The organism is Pontivivens nitratireducens, assembly GCF_011290545.1.
In the GTDB taxonomy this organism is placed as follows: domain Bacteria; phylum Pseudomonadota; class Alphaproteobacteria; order Rhodobacterales; family Rhodobacteraceae; genus Pontivivens; species Pontivivens nitratireducens.
In genome coordinates this window covers 1,662,626-1,681,389 of the sequence record NZ_CP049811.1, presented here as the reverse complement: position 1 = coordinate 1,681,389, position 18,764 = coordinate 1,662,626, and the positions used below count along the sequence as shown (strand labels likewise).

The window sequence follows — 18,764 nt, the reverse complement described above, 5'->3', positions numbered from 1 at the left end:
TGTTACTCCGCAGCGACAGCGGACACGCGGCCCGTGCGCTTGTGCTTGATGCGATCCTCGATCTCGTCACGGTAATGCTGAATCAGGCCCTGAATAGGCCAGGCTGCGGCATCACCGAGCGCGCAGATCGTGTGGCCCTCGACCTGCTTGGTCACGTCGAGCAGCATGTCGATTTCCTCGACCTCCGCGTCGCCGGTCACCAGACGGTCCATCACGCGCATCATCCAGCCTGTGCCCTCACGACACGGGGTGCATTGCCCGCAGCTTTCGTGCTTGTAGAATTTCGACAACCGCCAGATCGCCTTGATGATATCCGTGCTTTGATCCATCACGATGACCGCCGCCGTGCCGAGGCCGGAGCCCTGCCCGCGCAGCCAATCGAAATCCATGATCGCCTCGTCACAGATCGTGTGCGGCAGGCAGCGCACCGACGATCCACCGGGGATCACTGTCTTGAGGTTCTTCCAACCGCCGCGTACGCCGCCGCAGTGCTTTTCCAGCAGTTCCTGCAACGGGATCGACATCGCTTCCTCGACCACGCACGGGTTTTCAACATGGCCCGAAATCGCGAACAGTTTCGTGCCCGCGTTGTTTTCACGACCGAAGCCCGCGAACCACGCGCCGCCCCGGCGCAGGATCGTCGGCACCACGGCGATGGATTCCACGTTGTTCACCGTCGTCGGTGCACCGTAAAGGCCGGTATTCGCGGGGAATGGCGGCTTGAGCCGGGGCATCCCCTTGCGACCCTCCAGCGATTCCAGCAGCGCGGTTTCCTCACCGCAGATATAGGCGCCGGCACCGTGGTGCAGGTAGATGTCCATATCCCAGCCGGACCCGCAGGCGTTCTTGCCCAGCAGCCCTGCATCATACGCCTCGTCGATGGCGATCTGCATCGCCTCACGCTCACGAATGTACTCGCCCCGGATATAGATATAGCAGGTGTTGGCGTTCATCGCGAAGGAGGCGATCAGGCAGCCCTCGATGAACAGATGCGGGTCGTGCCGCATGATTTCACGGTCCTTGCAGGTGCCGGGCTCCGACTCATCCGCATTGACCACCAGATAGGACGGGCGGCCATCGCTTTCCTTCGGCATGAAGGACCACTTCAGCCCGGTCGGGAAACCTGCACCACCCCGCCCGCGCAGCCCCGAAGCCTTTACCTCGTTGATGATCCAATCGCGGCCCTTGCCGATGATATCGGCGGTTCCGTCCCAGGCTCCGCGCGACTGAGCACCCTTCAGGCTGCGATCGGCCATGCCGTAGATGTTGGTGAAGATGCGATCCTGATCGGTCAGCATTTCAGTCCCCTTCGCTCCGGCGTGCACGCCAGACATTTATCAATACGAACAATGCCCAAGCCAGTGCGGCCAGCATCGCCAAATCCGCTAGAAAAGCGAAACGCACCGGCAACCCGATCGCTCCGCCCACCAGCTGAAACGCCATCCAGCCCAGAAATCCCGCGACGATCACAATCGATGCCTGGCGGGTTTGCCGTTTCAGGCTGGCGTTCCGTTCCTCGTTCATCGGACCCTCAGGAGGCCCTGCCATCGTCCGCCTTAGCGGAGGTCAGCGTTTGCGCCTGCGCGACCCACTCGTCACGCGAAACCCGTCCGTTAAAACCTTCGAGATTCGCGTCGATCCATGCCACCTCGGCCTCGGACCATGACGCGATCTGATCGAAATGCCAGAACCCCATGGAGTTCAACATCTGCTCCAGCTTGGGGCCCACGCCCTTGATGCGCTTCAGATCGTCGGCATCGCCGTTGCGCGGGGCGGAGAGACTTTCGGGCTTGCCACCCGGCGTTGGAGCCGTCTCCTCTTCAACCACAGGTGCGGGTGCGGAGGATGCGACCGGCGCGACCTCTTCCTCTGCGCCGCGCGGTTCGGGCACCTCGGCGGGGTCGGCCACCGGCGCTGCCGCCGGATCGGCCGCAGCCTCGGTCTCGGTCGGCACGACAGCCGGAGCGGGTTCCGCGGGAACCACAGGATCAGGATCGGAGGGCGCAACCGGCTCGGGGTCCGTCAACTTGACGCCCAGAACCTCCTCCGCCTTATGAATGGTGTCGTCGTCGCCCAGGAAATAGATCAGCACCGCGAACAGCACGATCAGGATCATCACGCCGGCGAAAATCGCCAATATACCCGACAAGCCCAGAACGAACATCAGCATGACGGCGAGGATGAACGATACCGCGACGCTGACCAGCAACGCGAATGGCAATTTCGAGGCCGTGAATGGGTTATCGTCTGACATGGTTCGCTCCCTGTTCAGCCTTCGGTGATCCGCGCGATGCTGTCACCCTTTTCGGTGGCGAGCGTCACGGACATGTTCGCAGCCTGCCGGTTCTCACCATGTTCGGTCAACGAGGTCAGGCCGGATTTCGGCTCCGAGGCGAAGCGGCCGTTGCGCGAACCGGGCACCGGAACCTTACCGGCATAAAGCTCATCAATGATCTGGGCGAAGCTCTCCGCCGTCAGATCCTCATAATAATCCTTGCCGATCTGCGCCATGGGGGCGTTCGAACAGGCGCCGAGGCATTCGACCTCCTCCCAGCTCAACTTGCCATCGGGGGACCGTTCGTGGGCGTTCGCCGCGATTTTCTGCTTGCAGACGGCCATCAGGTCCTCCGCACCGCAGATCATGCAGGACGTGGTGCCGCAAACCTGAATATGGGCGATATCGCCGACGGGGTGCAGTTGGAACATGAAGTAGAAGGTCGCGACCTCCATCCCGCGAATATTCGCAAGACCGAGCATCCCGCACACAGTTTCGATCGCGGGGCGGCTCAGCCAGCCCTCCTGCTCCTGCGCGCGCCACAGCAACGGGATGATGGCGGATGCGGCACGACCCTCGGGATATTTGGCGATCTGCTTTTCGGCCCATGCGAGGTTCGCCTCGGTGAAGGCGAAACTGTCGGGCTGATTCTTGTGAAGTCTGCGGAGCATATCGGTCTTCCTTGGCTTCAGCGATCGACTTCGCCGAACACGACGTCGAGCGAACCGAGAATTGCGGAAATATCAGCGAGTTGGTGGCCCTTGCACAAATGGTCCATCGCTTCGAGATGCGCGAAACCGGGGGCCCGGATCTTGGCGCGGTAAGGTTTGTTCGAGCCGTCGGCCACGAGGTACACACCGAATTCACCCTTGGGGGCCTCAACGGCGGCGTAAACCTCACCCTCCGGCACGTGAAACCCTTCGGTGTAGAGTTTGAAGTGATGGATCAACGCTTCCATAGAGGTCTTCATCTCGGCCCGGGGCGGCGGGGATATCTTGCCCTTCGTCTGAACCGGTTCGCCCTTGACGAGTTCCATCTTTTCAAGGCATTGGCGCATGATCTTCACGCTCTCGCGCATCTCCATCATCCGGCACAGATACCGGTCGTAGCAATCGCCATGTGTTCCGACGGGAATCTGGAAATCCATCTCGTCGTAACATTCATAAGGCTGCGCCCGGCGCAAATCCCACGCCAGCCCCGACCCGCGCACCATCACGCCGGAGAAGCCGAGATCGAAGCATTCCTGCTGCGACACGACAGCGATATCGACATTGCGCTGCTTGAAGATACGGTTCTCGGTCAGAAGGCCGTCGATATCGTCAAGCGTCTGGTGGAACTCCTCCGTCCACTGCCAGATATCGTCGCACAATTGCTGGGTCAGATCCTGATGCACACCGCCGGGGCGGAAATAGGCCGCGTGCAGCCGTGCACCGCAGGCCCGCTCGCAAAAGATCATCAGCTTTTCACGTTCCTCAAAGCCCCACAGCGGCGGGGTCAGCGCGCCGACATCCATCGCCTGCGTCGTCACGTTCAGCAAGTGATTGAGAATACGTCCGATTTCGCAGAACAGCACACGGATCAGAGACCCGCGGCGCGGCACAGGCGTTCCGGTCAGCTTCTCGATCGCCAAGCACCAGGCATGCTCCTGATTCATCGGCGCCACGTAGTCCAGCCGATCGAAATAAGGCAAATTCTGCAGGTAAGTCCGCGATTCCATAAGCTTTTCGGTGCCGCGATGCAGCAGGCCGATATGCGGATCGCACCGCTCCACGATCTCACCGTCCAGTTCGAGGACCAACCTCAGAACGCCGTGAGCCGCCGGGTGTTGCGGACCGAAATTGATGTTGAAATTGCGAATCTGCTGCTCGCCGGTCAGCACGTCGTCGAATTTCGAACCGTCCATCTGTCAGCCCTCCTCAGGCCTAAATCACTGGCTGCGCTGCGGCTGCGCTGCGGCGGACACTCTTGGCCTCACCCCTTGGGGGTTTCGGGCGCTTTCTCGTCACCGGGAAGGATGTATTCGGCACCCTCCCAAGGGCTCATCAAATCGTAGCTGCGGTAATCCTGCGTCAGGTTCACCGGCTCATAGACGACCCGCTTCGTGGTCTCGTCATACCGAACCTCGGTATAGCCCGTGGTCGGAAAATCCTTGCGCAGCGGATGGCCGCGAAATCCGTAATCCGTAAGGATACGGCGCAGATCCGGATGGCCTGAAAACAGGATTCCGAACATATCGAAGATCTCACGCTCATACCAATCGGCGGATTGGTAGACGGATGTGATCGACGGCACGATTTCCTTCTCCCGCACGCCTGCCTTGACCCGGATGCGGATGTTCTGGGTCATCGACAGCAGGTGATAGACCAGATCGAAACGCTTTTCACGTCCTGGCCAATCGACCGCCGTAATGTCGATGAGGGTCTGGAACTGGCACGACGTGTCCCCCCGCAGGAACGACAGGAATTTCGCTAGGGAAGACGGCACGACCGTGATCGTCAGCTCGTCATTCCGGATTGCGGCGTCCAGCACGGCATCGCCCTGATGGGCCGCGATATGGGCGGAGAGTTCGTTGAGCGCGTCTGACATGACCTACCTCGTAATCGTGCCGGTACGGCGCATTTTCCGCTGAAGCTGAAGGATGCCGTACAGCAAAGCCTCCGCCGTGGGGGGGCAGCCAGGGACGTAGATATCGACAGGAACGATCCGGTCGCAGCCACGTACCACGGAATAGGAATAGTGATAGTAGCCACCCCCATTCGCACAGGATCCCATCGAAATGACATAGCGCGGCTCAGGCATCTGATCGTAAACCTTGCGCAGGGCCGGTGCCATCTTGTTGGTCAATGTGCCCGCCACGATCATCAGGTCGGACTGGCGCGGCGATGCGCGGGGAGCGGTGCCGAACCTTTCCAGATCGTAGCGCGGCATCGAGGTGTGCATCATCTCGATCGCGCAACACGCCAGACCAAACGTCATCCAGTGCAGCGAACCCGTCCGCGCCCAGTTGATGATGTCATCGGTAGAGGTCAGCAGAAACCCCTTGTCCGCCAACTCGTTGGACAATTGCCGCGTCGCGACCTCACGATCGCCGCCTGCGGTATTGACTGCGGTGCTCACTCCCATTCGAGGGCCCCTTTCTTCCATTCGTAGACGAACCCGACGGTCAGAACGCCGAGGAAAACCATCATGGACCAAAAGCCGGTCATGTCCCCCGACTGCGCACGTTCAGCAAAGGACGTGGCCCAGGGAAACAGGAAAGCAACTTCGAGGTCGAAGATGATGAACAGGATCGAAACCAGATAGAACCGCACGTCGAACTTCATCCGTGCGTCGTCAAAGGCGTTGAATCCGCACTCATAGGCCGAAACCTTTTCCGCATCCGGATTGCGCACCGCAATGACGAGGGCCGCGAAAATAAGGATGAGGCCCAGTGCGATGGCCAGCCCCAGAAAGATCAGGATTGGCAGATATTCGCGAAGCAGACCATCCATACCGCGATTCCTTTCGTCTCGAACCGTAATCTCTTTAGGCTGGTCTAAACCCGTGCCCGGTGGGGGTCAACGCATAGGCGTGGCGTTTCATGTGCGGTATGTGCGCACGGCACGCGAAATCACGTTCAAACCGATGTGAAGGACGAAATTCAGGCGCGTGGGTGTGTCCGAAACCAGTCAGTCCCGAAGTTCGGGATAAAATTCGGGGATAAGTGGCGCGGTTGACGGGGCTCGAACCCGCGACCTCCGGCGTGACAGGCCGGCACTCTAACCAACTGAGCTACAACCGCGCAGTCCCCTGTTGGGGATGGGGGCGGTTTAGTCAGACACCGTTGGACCGTCAAGCGGTTTCTGGGCACAAATCCACAAGATATCGTGGACGGGGCGGAACGCATCACCAGTCCGGATTCAACGGCTCTGTAGCGCGATAAAACATGGAGATAAGATGAGGCGATGGCGCGGTTGACGGGGCTCGAACCCGCGACCTCCGGCGTGACAGGCCGGCACTCTAACCAACTGAGCTACAACCGCTCGCCTCGACCATGGAAACCGGTGTCGCCTTGGTGTGGGGGTGTTTAGAATCGAGGGGCGGCACCGTCAAGCACGAAAGCGCCGTGGTTTACAGCACTGTGGAATTATCTTCACGAAATTTGTGACGCACCTACGGGGGGTGTACTGTCGCAATTCCCAAACGATGCTGGGAAAAGGGCATTGTTGCTGCGTCAAGGTCACGAATTTCACAGATACCGTATCGCAACGCACTAACAATTCGAGTGAAAATGAAGTATGGTTCTGCCACGTCAATAGGGGTTTGGCGGACCAGGGGATCATGCCAGCTATTATGAATTATACGTCTGATATAGAAGCGGATCGCATAGCTGCGCTGGTTGAGACCGGCCTGCTCGACACGTCGCAGGATGAGCGGTTCGATCGTTATACGCGCCTTGCCTCGGCGCTGACCGATTGCCCCATCGCGCTGATTACGCTGCTCGACGACAAACGGCAGTGGTTCAAATCCCGTGTGGGGCTGGATGTGGAGCAGACGCCACGCTCCGACGCGTTCTGCGACTATACCATTCGCGGCCAGAATCTCATGATCGTCGAGGACACGCTGAAGGACCCCAGGTTCGTCAACAACGCCCTCGTCACGGGTGATCCGTTCATTCGTTTCTATGCAGGCGTGCCGCTGTGGCTGTCCAGTGGTCACTGTATCGGTGCGCTGTGCGTGATCGACCGGAAACCGCGTTCGGGCGATGAGCTGACCGGGCTTCGCGAACTGGAAGATCTGGCGCAGACCCTGACGCTTGAGATCGAGGCCCATACCAAGGATTCCAAGCGGGTGCAGGCCATGGCTGATCAGGAGATCGTCATCGCCGAATTGAAACACCGCATGGGCAACCTCTACACCAATGTAGCGGCACTGATCCGCAATTCGGATGACGGGCTGGCCTCGCGTGAGGATTTCAGCACGCAGTTGCAAAACCGGGTCAACATGATGGCGCATGCGCAACGGCGACTGGCGGAGCGTGATTTCCGCTCCACCGATCTGTCTGCCCTCGTCGGTGACGCCGTGCGTGATTTCGGCGGAACTCACGGCGCGTCGGAACGGATCGTGATTGATGGTGCGCCCTGCTCGATCAATCCCCGCAGCGCTATGTCCATCGCACTGATGATACATGAACTGGGCACGAACGCCCTGAAGCACGGCGCTTTGCGCGATGCGGACGGGCGAGTGAACTTGTCATGGCGTCAGGATGAGTCCCGATTCCATATCGAATGGGTCGAAAATACCGTTGCCCACGTCCCGCAATGTGACGAAACGCAGTCGGATCGGCATCGTGTCGGCTTTGGCAGTACCTTGCTGTACCGTATCATCCCGATGGAACTGGGTGGAACGCTGGACAAGGGGTTCGGGCCGAATGGCTTTTTCTACAAGCTTCAGGCGGATTCGATCCTGTTGAACGAACCGGTCTGAACCGCCATTGGTGCCCTTCCCTAGCCTATGCTTGCCAGAACCCGAGCCATCTTGCGTCTGAGCATCCGCTCATTGAGTCGCCGCGAATATCTGTGAACGGGGATCAAGGTCTTTTCCCCGAAACCGTCGATACAGATCAGACGATCCGAATCTTGTGGATCCACGACCAGATTGCCCAGATGGGCATCCCCCAATACGATGTGGTGTTCGATACAATATTCAAAGAAGCGATGTAGCGCCGCGATATGTTCCGGAGTCAGTTTGCCATCCTTGTGCAAACTCGCAAGGGTCGGAACCGTCGCACCATTGTCCGAAATCCGCTCGACCAACAGCCCCAACCCCCGCGTCGTCGCCGCCAGGCCGAGCGGTCGGGCGAATGGTAGCCTGAAATCCGGTGTCGAGATCTGGTTGCGTGCCGCGATCAGATACTCGTCGATTTCCCGTCGAAACGACAGATACACCCCCCAGGGACGCCGGCGTTTCCGATTGCGCTGCACCGGATGCCCGTCCGGACCAACCACATCGGCACGGACCACTTTGACAAGCACGTCGTCATCGACAGGGTGGACATAAACCTCACGCAATGACCCCGCCGCGACGAAGGCGCATTTCTCGATATCCAGGATGCCGGTGAGTGACACGATAATGCTCCGCCATGCGGAAGGAGGAGTGAGGAATGGTGGGCGGTGAGGGGCTCGAACCCCCGACCCATTCGGTGTAAACGAATTGCTCTACCAACTGAGCTAACCGCCCTTGGAGGCGATGTTTATGACACCCTAACGGGCACGTCTAGCGGCAAATTCACGTGGTGACACAGTTTGCGCGTTCCAAGTCTGGAACCGCGTGAGAATCGTCACGCGGAACGATGCACGGCTGATGTAGAGGCCGTACGGGATCAGTCGTCATCCGACTCCTGCATTGCGGCGATACGCGCGTCCTTTGCCGGAATCAGACGGTACATAGGCTTCGCGCCCTCACGGTTGGGATGCTTGATGCGGATTTTCCCCAGCGTCGGGTAGTGCAGTTCGTTTCCGTCCAGCAAGCCCTGCCGCATGTAACCCAGCGCGGAATCGAGGATCAGGCGCACGTCTGCCTTGCTCTGCCCAGTATCCTGTGACACGTGCGCGACAATCTCACGCTTGCGCAGCATGGCGGTTTCTTCTGCCTCGGTCGCGGTCTCATCGGCGGGCACGTCGTTGATGTCGTCGTTGTCCGTCATTTGGCATTCTTCCCAGTTGATCAAAAAAATGGAGCGGCTGCTTTCCACAAGCACCCGCTCCACACGCATGTCAACTACACTCACGCAAACGAGCGCGATTAATGGGCAGCCAGTCCGTGTTCGTTCTTGCTGGACCCGGACGAAGCGACCAGTTCAGTCGTTTCGTCCCACTCCACCGGTTCGGGCTTGCGCGTCAGTGCGATGTTCAGAACCTCCGTCACGTTGGCGACGGGAATGATCTCCATTCCGTCCTTCACGGTGTCGGGAATGTCCACAAGGTCCTTTGCGTTATCCTTGGGGATCAGGACAGTCTTGATGCCACCGCGCAGGGCGGCCAGCAGCTTTTCCTTCAACCCCCCGATTGGCAGCACATTGCCGCGCAGCGTTACCTCACCCGTCATGGCCACGTCGCGGCGCACCGGGATCTGGGTCAGCACGCTGACGATGGATGTGACCATGCCGATCCCGGCGGAGGGTCCATCCTTGGGCGTGGCGCCCTCGGGAACGTGGACGTGGATGTCCATCTTCTCGAACTCGGGCGGCTTGACCCCCAGCGAGACGGAGCGCGAACGGACATAGGAGGAGGCCGCGTCGATGCTTTCCTTCATCACATCGCCCAGCTTGCCCGTGGTCTTCATCCGGCCCTTGCCTGGCAGGCGCAGCGCCTCGATTGACAGCAGATCACCGCCGACCTCCGTCCAGGCGAGGCCAGTGACGACGCCGATAACGTCCTCCTCCTCGGCCAGACCGAACTTGAACCGCTTCACGCCCAAGAAGTCGGACAGCGTGTCGGAGGTGACTTCGACCCTGTCCGTTTCCTTCTTCACCAGCTGGGTGACGGCCTTGCGGCACAGCTTCGCTAATTCCCGCTCAAGGTTCCGCACCCCGGCTTCACGCGTGTAGTAGCGCACGATGTCGCGCAGCGCCTCATCGGTCAGCGCGAACTCCTTTTTGCGCAGACCGTGGCCCTTTTCCTGCTTGGGCAGCAGGTGACGACGCGCGATCTCAACCTTTTCATCCTCGGTGTAGCCCGCGACGGAGATGATCTCCATCCGGTCGAGCAACGGCCGTGGCATGTTGTACGAATTGGCCGTCGTGATGAACATCACGTTGGACAGGTCGTAGTCCACTTCGAGGTAGTGGTCGTTGAAGGTCGAGTTCTGCTCCGGATCCAGCACCTCCAGCATGGCGGAGGCGGGATCGCCGCGGAAGTCCTGCCCCATCTTGTCGATCTCATCGAGCAGGATAAGCGGATTCGTGGTCTTCGCCTTTTTCATCGACTGGATGATCTTGCCGGGCATCGAGCCGATATAGGTGCGGCGGTGGCCTCTGATCTCGGATTCGTCGCGCACACCGCCCAGCGAGATGCGAATGAACTCGCGCCCCGTCGCCTTGGCCACGGATTTGCCCAGCGACGTCTTGCCGACGCCGGGAGGGCCCACGAGGCAAAGGATCGGCCCGCGCAGTTTCTGGCTGCGCTGCTGCACGGCGAGGTATTCGACGATGCGTTCCTTGACCTTCTCAAGCCCGTAATGATCCGCGTCGAGGACCGCCTCGGCCTTGCCCAGATCCTTTTTAACGCGGGATTTCTTGCCCCAGGGGATCGACAGCATCCAGTCGAGGTAGTTGCGCACGACCGTCGCCTCGGCAGACATCGGGGACATGTTCTTGAGCTTCTTCAACTCCGCCAATGTCTTTTCCAGCGCCTCGTCGGACAGCTTGGTCGCGGCGATCTTTTCCTCGTACTCGGCTACGGCGTCCTCGTTCGTGTCGCCGTCACCCAGTTCCTTCTGGATCGCCTTCATCTGCTCGTTCAGATAATATTCGCGCTGGGTACGCTCCATCTGTGTCTTGACGCGGGACTTGATCTTCTTTTCCACGCGCAGGACGGAAATCTCACCCTGCATCATGCCGAAGATCTTCTCCAGCCGCGCACCGAGGTCGGCGGTTTCCAGCAAGTCCTGCTTCTGCTCGATCTTCGCACCCAGATGGCCCGCGACGGTGTCGGCGAGCTTCTGCGCCTCCGCGATCTCACCTACGGCAGCGACCGCTTCGTCAGGAATGTTCTTGTTCAGCTTGGCATAGCGTTCGAAATCGGCGGCGATGTTGCGGGTCAGCGCCTCGATGGCGTCCTCGTCCTCGCGCGTTTCGATGATCTGCGTGGCATCGGCCTCGAAATATTCACCGGCGTCGCGGATGGTATCGAGGTTCTGACGGGTTTGCCCCTCGACCAGAACCTTGACGGTCCCGTCCGGCAGTTTGAGCAGTTGCAGAACGCTGGCCAGCACGCCGGTGGTGTAGATCGACGCCTCGGTCGGCTCATCCTCGGCCGGATCGCGCTGCGCGGCCAGCAGGATTTTCTTGTCGCCGGTCATCACGGCTTCCAATGCCTTGACCGACCGTTCGCGGCCTACGAACAGCGGGACGACCATGTGCGGAAAGACGACGATGTCGCGCAGGGGAAGGACCGGAAGGGTAATTTTCGGAGTCTCGGTCATAAAATGTCCTTTCTAGCAAGGGGCCCGGCCCCGATCATCGGCAACGCAGGCTCCTCCATCATGCAAATGTAACTGTGCTTCGTTCACGGTGCGTTCAAGGGGCGCGGCGAGTCATCGGGGCATGTTGCGCTGTGAGGATCGCGGCGGCAAGGGACCTACAGACGCTCCATGTCCCCATCCGCGCGCCTGGCATGAAACGCCGCGACGAAATCGTCCAGATTTCCAGCCGAAATGGCGTCGCGCAGACCCTGCATCAGCTCCTGATAGTAGTGCAGGTTGTGCCAGGTCAGCAGCATCGAGGCGATGATCTCCTGCGCCTTGTTGACGTGGTGCAAATAGGCCCGAGAATAGTTGCTACAGGCGGGGCACGTGCATTCCGGATCCAGCGGGCGCGGATCATCAGCATGACGGGCGTTGCGAATGTTGACCTGACCAAAGCGGGTCTGCGCCTGCCCCGTACGACCGGAGCGGGACGGCAGCACGCAGTCGAACATGTCGATGCCGCGCTGGACCGCGCCGACGATGTCGTCCGGCTTGCCCACACCCATCAGATAGCGCGGCTTGTCCGCCGGCAACTGGTCCGGCGCATAATCCAGACAGCCGAACATCGCGTCCTGCCCCTCCCCCACGGCCAGACCGCCCACCGCATAGCCGTCAAAGCCGATGGCCGTCAGCGCCTTCGCCGATCTGGCGCGCAGGTCCTGCTCCAGTCCGCCCTGCTGGATGCCGAACAGGGCATGACCGGGACGATCGCCAAAGGCTTCGCGGCTGCGCAGCGCCCATCGCATCGACAATTCCATGCTTTTTTCAATCGCAGGACGATCCGCGGGCAAGGCCGGGCATTCATCGAAACACATCACGATGTCGGAGCCGAGGAGTTTTTGTATCTCCATGCTCCGCTCGGGGCTGAGGAAATGCTCGGACCCGTCGATATGGGATTTGAAGCGTACGCCCTCCTCGCTCATCTTGCGCAGATCGGCCAGCGACATGACCTGAAAGCCGCCGGAATCCGTCAGGATCGGCCGGTCCCAGTTCATGAATTTGTGCAAACCACCCAGATTGGCCACCCGCTCTGCTCCCGGACGCAGCATCAGGTGATAAGTGTTGCCCAGCAGAATATCGGCACCGGTGGCGCGAACATTTTCGGGCAGCATCGCCTTGACCGTCGCCGCCGTGCCCACGGGCATGAAGGCGGGGGTGCGGATCTCTCCGCGCGGTGTGTCGATCTGCCCGGTGCGGGCCTTGCCGTCGGTCGCGGCGATGGTGAAGCTGAAACGGCTCATGGTACTCTCCCGATCTGTAGCGGGGATGCCGTGCGCGCCGCGCGCCGTCAACTGCCCTGCCAGTTCACTCTCATCAAATATTTCACTTTCCCCAAATATCCCCGCCGGAGGCTGCAACGTCGCGATAAAAGCGCACCTTTACGATGGGGCGACGTTTCCTATATATTCACTCAGGTATATAGTTGAGGAGCCGCGCATGAACGCCGAGGCACCGATGGAGGGTACGCCCCTCATCAAACCATCCAGCACCGATCATCCGCTTTACGAGTCCATCGTGGAGGCGTGCCGGACCGTGCATGACCCTGAAATTCCGGTCAATATCTACGATCTGGGTCTGGTCTACACCATCGAGATCGCGGAGGACGGAGCGGTCGATATCCTGATGACGCTGACCGCTCCGGGCTGCCCCGTCGCGGGTGAGATGCCGGGCTGGGTCGCCGACGCCGTCGCCCCGCTGCCCGGGGTAAAAACGGTCGATGTCCAACTGATCTGGGAGCCGCCCTGGGGCATGGAAATGTTGTCGGACGAGGCACGGCTGGAGCTTGGCTTCATGTAAGCCTGCTTCTGCGGTACCATAACACCCGTCGAAATGCGAAGGTCGCGCAATTTGCGCGGCCTTTGTCGTAAAGATGCAACGTCGTCGAAATGCGTCGAATCTATCGAATCTGCACTTCGTTCAGAACGTAATCCCGATCATTCACAATCACGGTCAGAACATCGTCCGCGATCCGCAGATCAACGACATCGATTTCCGCGCCGCCACGACAATCGCTCAATTCAAAACGTGCTGTGGTTTGGGTGGGCGTAATGGTGCAGGCGCCATCGCTCCAAATCAGGAAGTCCGGTCCGATCACCCAGTCGGGCGTTTGTGCGTCCGCGTCCTGAGCCCACGCACCCAGATATGGTTTCAGCCGCTCTGGTGCGAGGTCTTCGGCTGTGCCTGTGCTGGCGGGCGCTGTTGTATCGGCATCAGTTTCGGACGTGCGAAGCTCGGCCAAGGCATTTTCGGCCCGTTGTGCCGCAAGTTCGGCGCGAATAGCAGCCTCTCGCGCGTCTGCGTCCGTCCGGCTGGCCTGCAATTCGCGGGCACGCGACGCGGATTCAGCCCTCAATGCCGCGATTTCGTCTTCCAGGGCGACACGTTGCGCGATCAGGGCCTCACGCTCCTCATCCGCATCGGCCAGCGCTTGTGACAAGGCCTCTGCCTCTGGATCCGGCAGTTCTTCCTCAGCGGTTACGGTCTCAATGGGCAATTCTCCGTCGAGTTCCTGCGTTTCCTGCTGGCCTTCGGACGCGGCCAGTTCCTCGGTGGACTGTGTGGTCTGGGTTTCGGCGGCTTCGTCCTCGTCCTCCCAACATCCGGCGAGGGCGAGGGACGCGACTGTCAGCATCAGGGCGGTGCGGCGCATGAAATCTCCGATTCAAAATTATGTCGTTCACCGCTCAACGCATGAACGTGTCAGGTGGTTGCGTCCATGTCGCTTCCGACATGCGGAAAGCCGCATTCCTCGCCGGATTCGACACGACGTCCCTTAAGATGTCTTCAGAGAACGGCATCGGACCTTCGGGGGCAGACATGACGGATATGGCAGACGTTCAGGGTGCACGGCGAACCGGGCGACGGGGCGGCGGCGGTGCCGCGCGCCGGGCCGAGAGGACAGCCCCCCGTATCGAAGCCGCAAGATATATCGAACGGAACATACCGAATTTCGAGATTCTCACCCCCGAAGCCATCGAAATCATCGAGCACAACGCCGAGACCATTCTGGAGGAGATCGGCGTTGCCTTCGTCGATAATCCGGCGGCCCTGGACCGCTGGCGCGAGGCCGGGGCCGATGTGCAGGGCGAACGGGTGCACATTCCGCGTGGGTTGGCCCGTGCTCTGTGCGCCACCGCTCCCGCGCAATTTACTCAGTATGCCCGCAATCCCGATCGCAACGTGGTGATTGGCGGAAAGTCGCTGGTTCTCGCCCCAGTCTACGGCCCGCCTTTCGTGCGCGATATCGATGGCGGGCGGCGCTACGCGACGATGGACGATTTTCGCAAGTTCGTGAAGCTGGGCTACATGTCGAAATGGCTGCACCATTCCGGCGGTACGGTCTGCGAGCCGACGGATATCGCAGTGAACAAGCGGCATCTGGATATGTTGCAGGCGCATATGACGCTGTCGGACAAACCCTTCATGGGCAGCGTGACGGAGCCGATCCGGGCCACCGACTCGGTGGAGATGTGCAAGATCCTGTTTGGTCACGCCGCGACCGAGGCCCCTCACATGACGTCGCTGATCAACGTCAACTCCCCCCTAACCTTCGACAACACCATGATGGGCGCGCTGGAGATCTATGCCGAGAACATGCAGGCTTGCATCATCTCCCCTTTCATCGTGGGCGGTGCGATGGCGCCTGTGTCGGTGGCGGGCACCCTGACGCAAGTGCTGGCGGAGGCGCTGGCGGGAATCGCGTATTCCCAATTGGTGCGTCGCGGAGCGCCGGTAATCTTCGGCGCGTTCGTGACCTCGATCGACATGAATTCCGGCGCGCCGACCTTCGGCACGCCCGAGGCATCCAAGATCCTGTGGGGTGCGGGGCAACTCGCACGGCGGCTGAACCTGCCATTCCGGTCCGGCGGGGGGCTGTGCGGCTCGAAGCTGCCGGATGCGCAGGCGGGCTATGAGACGGCGAACACGCTGAATGCCTCCCTTTTGGGCGGTGTGAACTTCATGTTGCACGCCTGCGGCTGGCTGGAGGGCGGTCTGGTCGCCAGCTTCGAGAAATTCGTGCTCGACGCCGATCAGCTCGGCATCCTGCATTCCATCGCCGCCGGTGTGGATGTCAGCGAAAACGGTCAGGCGATGGATGCAATTCGTGAGGTCGGCCCGGGGGGGCACTACCTCGGCTGTGCCCACACGCAGGCGAATTTCAAGGATGCGTTCTGGCGCTCCGACGTGCTCGACTATCGTCCCTATGAGACATGGGTCGATGGCGGAGGACCGGATTCGCAAGCTCTGGCCAGTGTGCGCGTACAACGCATGCTCGACGAATATGTCGCCCCCCCCATCGAGCAGGGCATCGCCGACGGCTTGCAGGACTATAGCGATCGACGCAAGGCGAGCGAGCCGGACGCGTTCGGCTGACCCTCAGAGCAGACAGCGACGCGCGGCCAGCAATCGGGCCAGCGCGGTCACATGGGCGAGCGGCGAATAGGCTGCATCGCCCATGCGACGCAACTGATCCAGATGCCCCTCGCGCTGCGTCAGGGAGGTAATATCCGACCCCTGCCCTTTGAGGGCGGCCGCGACCTGCGTGGCGGCGGCGATCAGGGAACGGGGGCGGCGAAGGGTGGGTTGAGCGATGATCTTCATGAAATGACCTTCCGGAATATGCGTTTGAATACCGGGATCATCGTCCGCCCAACACGGGTGTTGCGTCTGAATACCATTCAGCGCGCGGTTGTGCGGTCGCGTTAACGCTTTGGAAGGATTCGGCGGTTACCCATGGATTACCGACATTTTTAGAAGCCTTTTTATCACTTTTTAAATTTCAGAACGGTTAGACCCTTGCTCATTCCCCCTCTTGCCATCGCAGCCGATGCGAAGGCGTGCGCCGGATTTACCGGTTGCCCGTCCGCGAGCTATCTCGGTTATCTTGCGCATGTCGGCCTGTCGGTGCCGCTGCGCAGGTTGGCGCGCGAAACCGGGCGCCATGCGTCCTCCTTTTCCCGCGCCATGCGGCGTATCGAACAATTGCGAGAGGATCCGATCCTCGACCGTTGTCTCGACCGTGCCACAGCGAATCTGCCAGGCAGGACCGATGTGAGCGATCTTCCGTTCGAGGAGATCATGACCATGACCACGCAAGCACTCGCCACGCCTCTCTCGGATTCGCAGATCGAGCGGGAGGCCCGTCGTATCCTGCGCCGGTTGAGCGAGACCGGTGCCTTCCTCGCCGTCAGTGGCGGCATGGAACTGGCCGTGGTGTTCCGCAAGTCCGGCACCACCACCACCCGTATAGCCACCTGCCCCGTTACCGTTGTCGAGGCCTTTCGCCTGCGCGACTGGATCGCCCCCGCCGACCGCGGAAAGATCATGCGTTATACAATCACTGCCCCGGGTCGCACGGCGCTGGCCCGCCTGCTGGAGGGCGACGCCGCGCGCAAGAGGGGGGCGGAAGCGGCTCCTCATCAGGTTTCCGGTGAACGTCTGGTGATGGGGGAAGACGGCAGCACGCGCACAATGCGCGTCAATCTGGCGGAAAGCCCCCTCGCCCTGCTGGCACGTCGCAAGGGCAGCGACGGCAAACCGTTCCTGGACCCGGTGGAACTTGAGGCCGGTGAGCGACTGCGCGAGGAATTCGAGCGGGCGCAAATGGGCCCGCGTGTCGGGCAGAACTGGGACCGGTTCCTGACCGTGCACGATGGCGGAATGTCCGGCGGCGGTGACCGCCTGGCCGGGCCGCAGGATGCGCGGAACCGCGTGACGGAAGCGTTCAGCGCCCTCGGGCCGGGGCTCGCCGATATCACAATGCGGTGCTGCTGCTTTCTGGAAGGGCTGGAAACCGCCGAACGTCGAATGGGGTGGTCGGCACGGTCGGGAAAGGTCGTTCTGAAAATCGCACTGGAACGTCTCGCACGGCATTATGGCCTGGTTCAGGGCAATCAGCACATGGCCTGATATCCTAAAAGTTGCACCGCAGCAGAAAGTGCTGTATTGTTGCGGTGCAGCATATCCAGAAGGTATCGCCATGATGATGCAAACGCTTCCCGCCCTGCTCGTTCCGCAAAAGGGTGAAACGGTAATCGACTATTGGATGAGCATGTCGCCTGTCGCACCGGTGTTCGGTCTCGAATGGCGGTTCTCCCCCCTGTTTCGTGAGGTCATGCCCGACATGGCATCGACACCGGCGATGGCCGGATCGGTCGTCCTGACCGAGGGCGACCTGCATGATGAGGATCTGGAGGAAGCCGAGGAAGAGGCCAAGGCTGTCGAGGCTGCCGAAGCCGACGATCTGACCGCGCTCAAGGGTGTCGGCCCCAAGATGGCCGCCGAACTGAATGCGATGGGGCTGACTTCCTTCGCACAGCTGGCACAGATGACCGAGGCGAATATCGCTGAGTTGAGCGAGAACCTCACCGCCTTCCGCGACCGCCCGGTCCGTGACGACTGGGTCGGTCAGGCACGCGCCCTGATGGGGCAGCGCACCTGATCGCGATCACGCCGTTACGGCGATGATCCCACCGAAATCGGCGGCCTTCAGCGAGGCGCCGCCGACCAAACCACCATTGACGTTCTCAACCGCGAAAATCTCAGCGGCATTGGACGGCTTGACCGACCCGCCATAGAGCAGACGAACCGAAGCACCATCGCTCAACCGATCGGTGAGAGCGCCGCGCAGGGCATCGTGAACCTGTGCGATGTCCGAGATCTGAGGCACGCGACCCGTACCGATGGCCCAGACCGGTTCATACGCGATGACGGTATTTTCCGCCGATGCACCGTCGGGCAGCGAACCGGCGAGCTGGCCCAGAACGACGTCCAGCGTTCGGCCCGCATCCCTGTCCGCCTCCGTTTCTCCGACACAAACCACGGCGAGCAGACCGGCCCGCAATGCGGCCTCGGCCTTCGCCTTGACCATCGCGTCATCCTCGGCGTGATCGGCGCGGCGTTCGGAATGACCGACGATCACTGCCGTGCCGCCCGCATCCGCAATCATCTCCGCCGCGATATCGCCAGTATGAGCACCCGATTGCGCCGCGTGACAATCCTGCCCGCCGACTTGAATCGGGCTGCCCTGCGCCGCATCGACCATCGCACCGATCAGCGTTGCAGGCGGGCACAGCAAGACATCGCAGGCGGGTGAAGGATGCGTCGAGGCGAGCGCCTCAACCTCGCTCAAGGCGGCGCGCAGGCCGTTCATCTTCCAATTTCCAGCGACGAGAGGGCGAATTTGCGGCATGGTCGGTCCTTGGGTTCATTGCGTTGCGACACACTTAGCGCAGCGCATCCGGAATTGCACCCTGGACCGGGG

General features: G+C 60.9%; 19 protein-coding genes, 3 tRNA genes and 1 pseudogene. 5 read left to right on the top strand and 18 right to left on the bottom strand.

The annotated features are described in order from the left end of the window. Positions 1-2 precede the first annotated feature (2 nt). The 10 genes and pseudogenes from nuoF to G8E03_RS08240 form a co-directional block, all read right to left on the bottom strand. A complete protein-coding gene (nuoF, locus tag G8E03_RS08285; RefSeq protein ID WP_166190584.1) occupies positions 3-1,298 on the bottom strand; it encodes an NADH-quinone oxidoreductase subunit NuoF in 1,296 nt (431 codons plus the stop codon). A gap of 1 nt (position 1,299) precedes the next feature. After that, positions 1,300-1,524: a DUF5337 family protein gene (locus G8E03_RS08280; RefSeq protein WP_166190581.1), complete on the bottom strand. Its 225-nt coding sequence runs from the start codon at positions 1,522-1,524 to the stop codon at positions 1,300-1,302. A 7-nt stretch (positions 1,525-1,531) separates the two neighbouring features. Next, on the bottom strand, positions 1,532-2,254 hold the full coding sequence (locus G8E03_RS08275; RefSeq protein WP_166190579.1) for an NADH-quinone oxidoreductase subunit E: 723 nt from the start codon (positions 2,252-2,254) through the stop codon (positions 1,532-1,534). A 26-nt stretch (positions 2,255-2,280) separates the two neighbouring features. Next, positions 2,281-2,946 (bottom strand): annotated as a pseudogene (gene nuoE / locus G8E03_RS08270) (NADH-quinone oxidoreductase subunit NuoE); the annotation flags it as partial. A gap of 17 nt (positions 2,947-2,963) precedes the next feature. Further along, positions 2,964-4,178 (bottom strand): NADH-quinone oxidoreductase subunit D, encoded by a 1,215-nt coding sequence (locus G8E03_RS08265; RefSeq protein ID WP_166190575.1) that lies wholly within the window; start codon positions 4,176-4,178, stop codon positions 2,964-2,966. A gap of 68 nt (positions 4,179-4,246) precedes the next feature. Next, positions 4,247-4,861, bottom strand: a complete 615-nt coding sequence (locus G8E03_RS08260) for an NADH-quinone oxidoreductase subunit C (protein WP_166190573.1) — start codon at positions 4,859-4,861, stop codon at positions 4,247-4,249. Between the two features lie 3 nt (positions 4,862-4,864). Next, on the bottom strand, positions 4,865-5,398 hold the full coding sequence (locus tag G8E03_RS08255; protein WP_166190570.1) for a NuoB/complex I 20 kDa subunit family protein: 534 nt from the start codon (positions 5,396-5,398) through the stop codon (positions 4,865-4,867). Next, complete coding sequence (locus G8E03_RS08250) at positions 5,389-5,766, bottom strand: NADH-quinone oxidoreductase subunit A (RefSeq protein WP_166190567.1); 378 nt, start codon at positions 5,764-5,766, stop codon at positions 5,389-5,391. The genes G8E03_RS08255 and G8E03_RS08250 overlap by 10 nt, the downstream gene beginning before the upstream one ends. A gap of 213 nt (positions 5,767-5,979) precedes the next feature. Beyond that, positions 5,980-6,056, bottom strand: a tRNA-Asp gene (locus G8E03_RS08245). 164 nt (positions 6,057-6,220) lie between these two features. After that, positions 6,221-6,297 (bottom strand) — tRNA-Asp (locus G8E03_RS08240). A gap of 310 nt (positions 6,298-6,607) precedes the next feature. On the opposite strand from G8E03_RS08240, the gene G8E03_RS08235 reads away from it, so the two are divergent. Next, positions 6,608-7,741, top strand: coding sequence for a sensor histidine kinase (locus tag G8E03_RS08235; protein WP_166190563.1), 1,134 nt, complete (start codon positions 6,608-6,610; stop codon positions 7,739-7,741). Positions 7,742-7,761: 20 nt separating this feature from the next. On the opposite strand, the gene G8E03_RS08230 is transcribed toward G8E03_RS08235, so the two are convergent. The 5 genes from G8E03_RS08230 to tgt all read right to left on the bottom strand — a co-directional run bounded on the left by G8E03_RS08230 (position 7,762) and on the right by tgt (position 12,741). Continuing rightward, complete coding sequence (locus G8E03_RS08230; protein WP_166190560.1) at positions 7,762-8,382, bottom strand: YrbL family protein; 621 nt, start codon at positions 8,380-8,382, stop codon at positions 7,762-7,764. 36 nt (positions 8,383-8,418) lie between these two features. Beyond that, positions 8,419-8,494 (bottom strand) — tRNA-Val (locus G8E03_RS08225). A 142-nt stretch (positions 8,495-8,636) separates the two neighbouring features. Then, complete coding sequence (locus G8E03_RS08220) at positions 8,637-8,960, bottom strand: HU family DNA-binding protein (RefSeq protein ID WP_166190557.1); 324 nt, start codon at positions 8,958-8,960, stop codon at positions 8,637-8,639. Between the two features lie 98 nt (positions 8,961-9,058). Beyond that, positions 9,059-11,458, bottom strand: a complete 2,400-nt coding sequence (gene lon / locus G8E03_RS08215) for an endopeptidase La (protein ID WP_166190555.1) — start codon at positions 11,456-11,458, stop codon at positions 9,059-9,061. Positions 11,459-11,613: 155 nt separating this feature from the next. Further along, positions 11,614-12,741, bottom strand: coding sequence for a tRNA guanosine(34) transglycosylase Tgt (tgt, locus tag G8E03_RS08210; protein WP_166190553.1), 1,128 nt, complete (start codon positions 12,739-12,741; stop codon positions 11,614-11,616). Between the two features lie 196 nt (positions 12,742-12,937). Between tgt and G8E03_RS08205 the strand changes: the two genes are divergently transcribed. After that, positions 12,938-13,297, top strand: coding sequence for an SUF system Fe-S cluster assembly protein (locus G8E03_RS08205; RefSeq protein WP_166190550.1), 360 nt, complete (start codon positions 12,938-12,940; stop codon positions 13,295-13,297). Positions 13,298-13,397: 100 nt separating this feature from the next. On the opposite strand, the gene G8E03_RS08200 is transcribed toward G8E03_RS08205, so the two are convergent. Beyond that, positions 13,398-14,150, bottom strand: a complete 753-nt coding sequence (locus tag G8E03_RS08200) for a hypothetical protein (RefSeq protein WP_166190548.1) — start codon at positions 14,148-14,150, stop codon at positions 13,398-13,400. A gap of 176 nt (positions 14,151-14,326) precedes the next feature. Here G8E03_RS08200 and G8E03_RS08195 point away from each other — a divergent pair, with 176 nt between their 5' ends. Continuing rightward, positions 14,327-15,874: a trimethylamine methyltransferase family protein gene (locus G8E03_RS08195; RefSeq protein ID WP_205793373.1), complete on the top strand. Its 1,548-nt coding sequence runs from the start codon at positions 14,327-14,329 to the stop codon at positions 15,872-15,874. A gap of 3 nt (positions 15,875-15,877) precedes the next feature. Here the strand turns inward: G8E03_RS08195 and G8E03_RS08190 are convergent, their stop codons facing one another. Next, positions 15,878-16,102, bottom strand: a complete 225-nt coding sequence (locus G8E03_RS08190; RefSeq protein ID WP_166190544.1) for a DUF6477 family protein — start codon at positions 16,100-16,102, stop codon at positions 15,878-15,880. A gap of 195 nt (positions 16,103-16,297) precedes the next feature. On the opposite strand from G8E03_RS08190, the gene G8E03_RS08185 reads away from it, so the two are divergent. Further along, complete coding sequence (locus tag G8E03_RS08185) at positions 16,298-17,410, top strand: DUF6456 domain-containing protein (protein ID WP_240910309.1); 1,113 nt, start codon at positions 16,298-16,300, stop codon at positions 17,408-17,410. 76 nt (positions 17,411-17,486) lie between these two features. Next, a complete protein-coding gene (locus G8E03_RS08180; protein ID WP_185802835.1) occupies positions 17,487-17,942 on the top strand; it encodes a hypothetical protein in 456 nt (151 codons plus the stop codon). Between the two features lie 6 nt (positions 17,943-17,948). Here the strand turns inward: G8E03_RS08180 and tpiA are convergent, their stop codons facing one another. Further along, positions 17,949-18,683, bottom strand: a complete 735-nt coding sequence (gene tpiA, locus G8E03_RS08175; protein WP_205793371.1) for a triose-phosphate isomerase — start codon at positions 18,681-18,683, stop codon at positions 17,949-17,951. Positions 18,684-18,764: the final 81 nt, after the last annotated feature.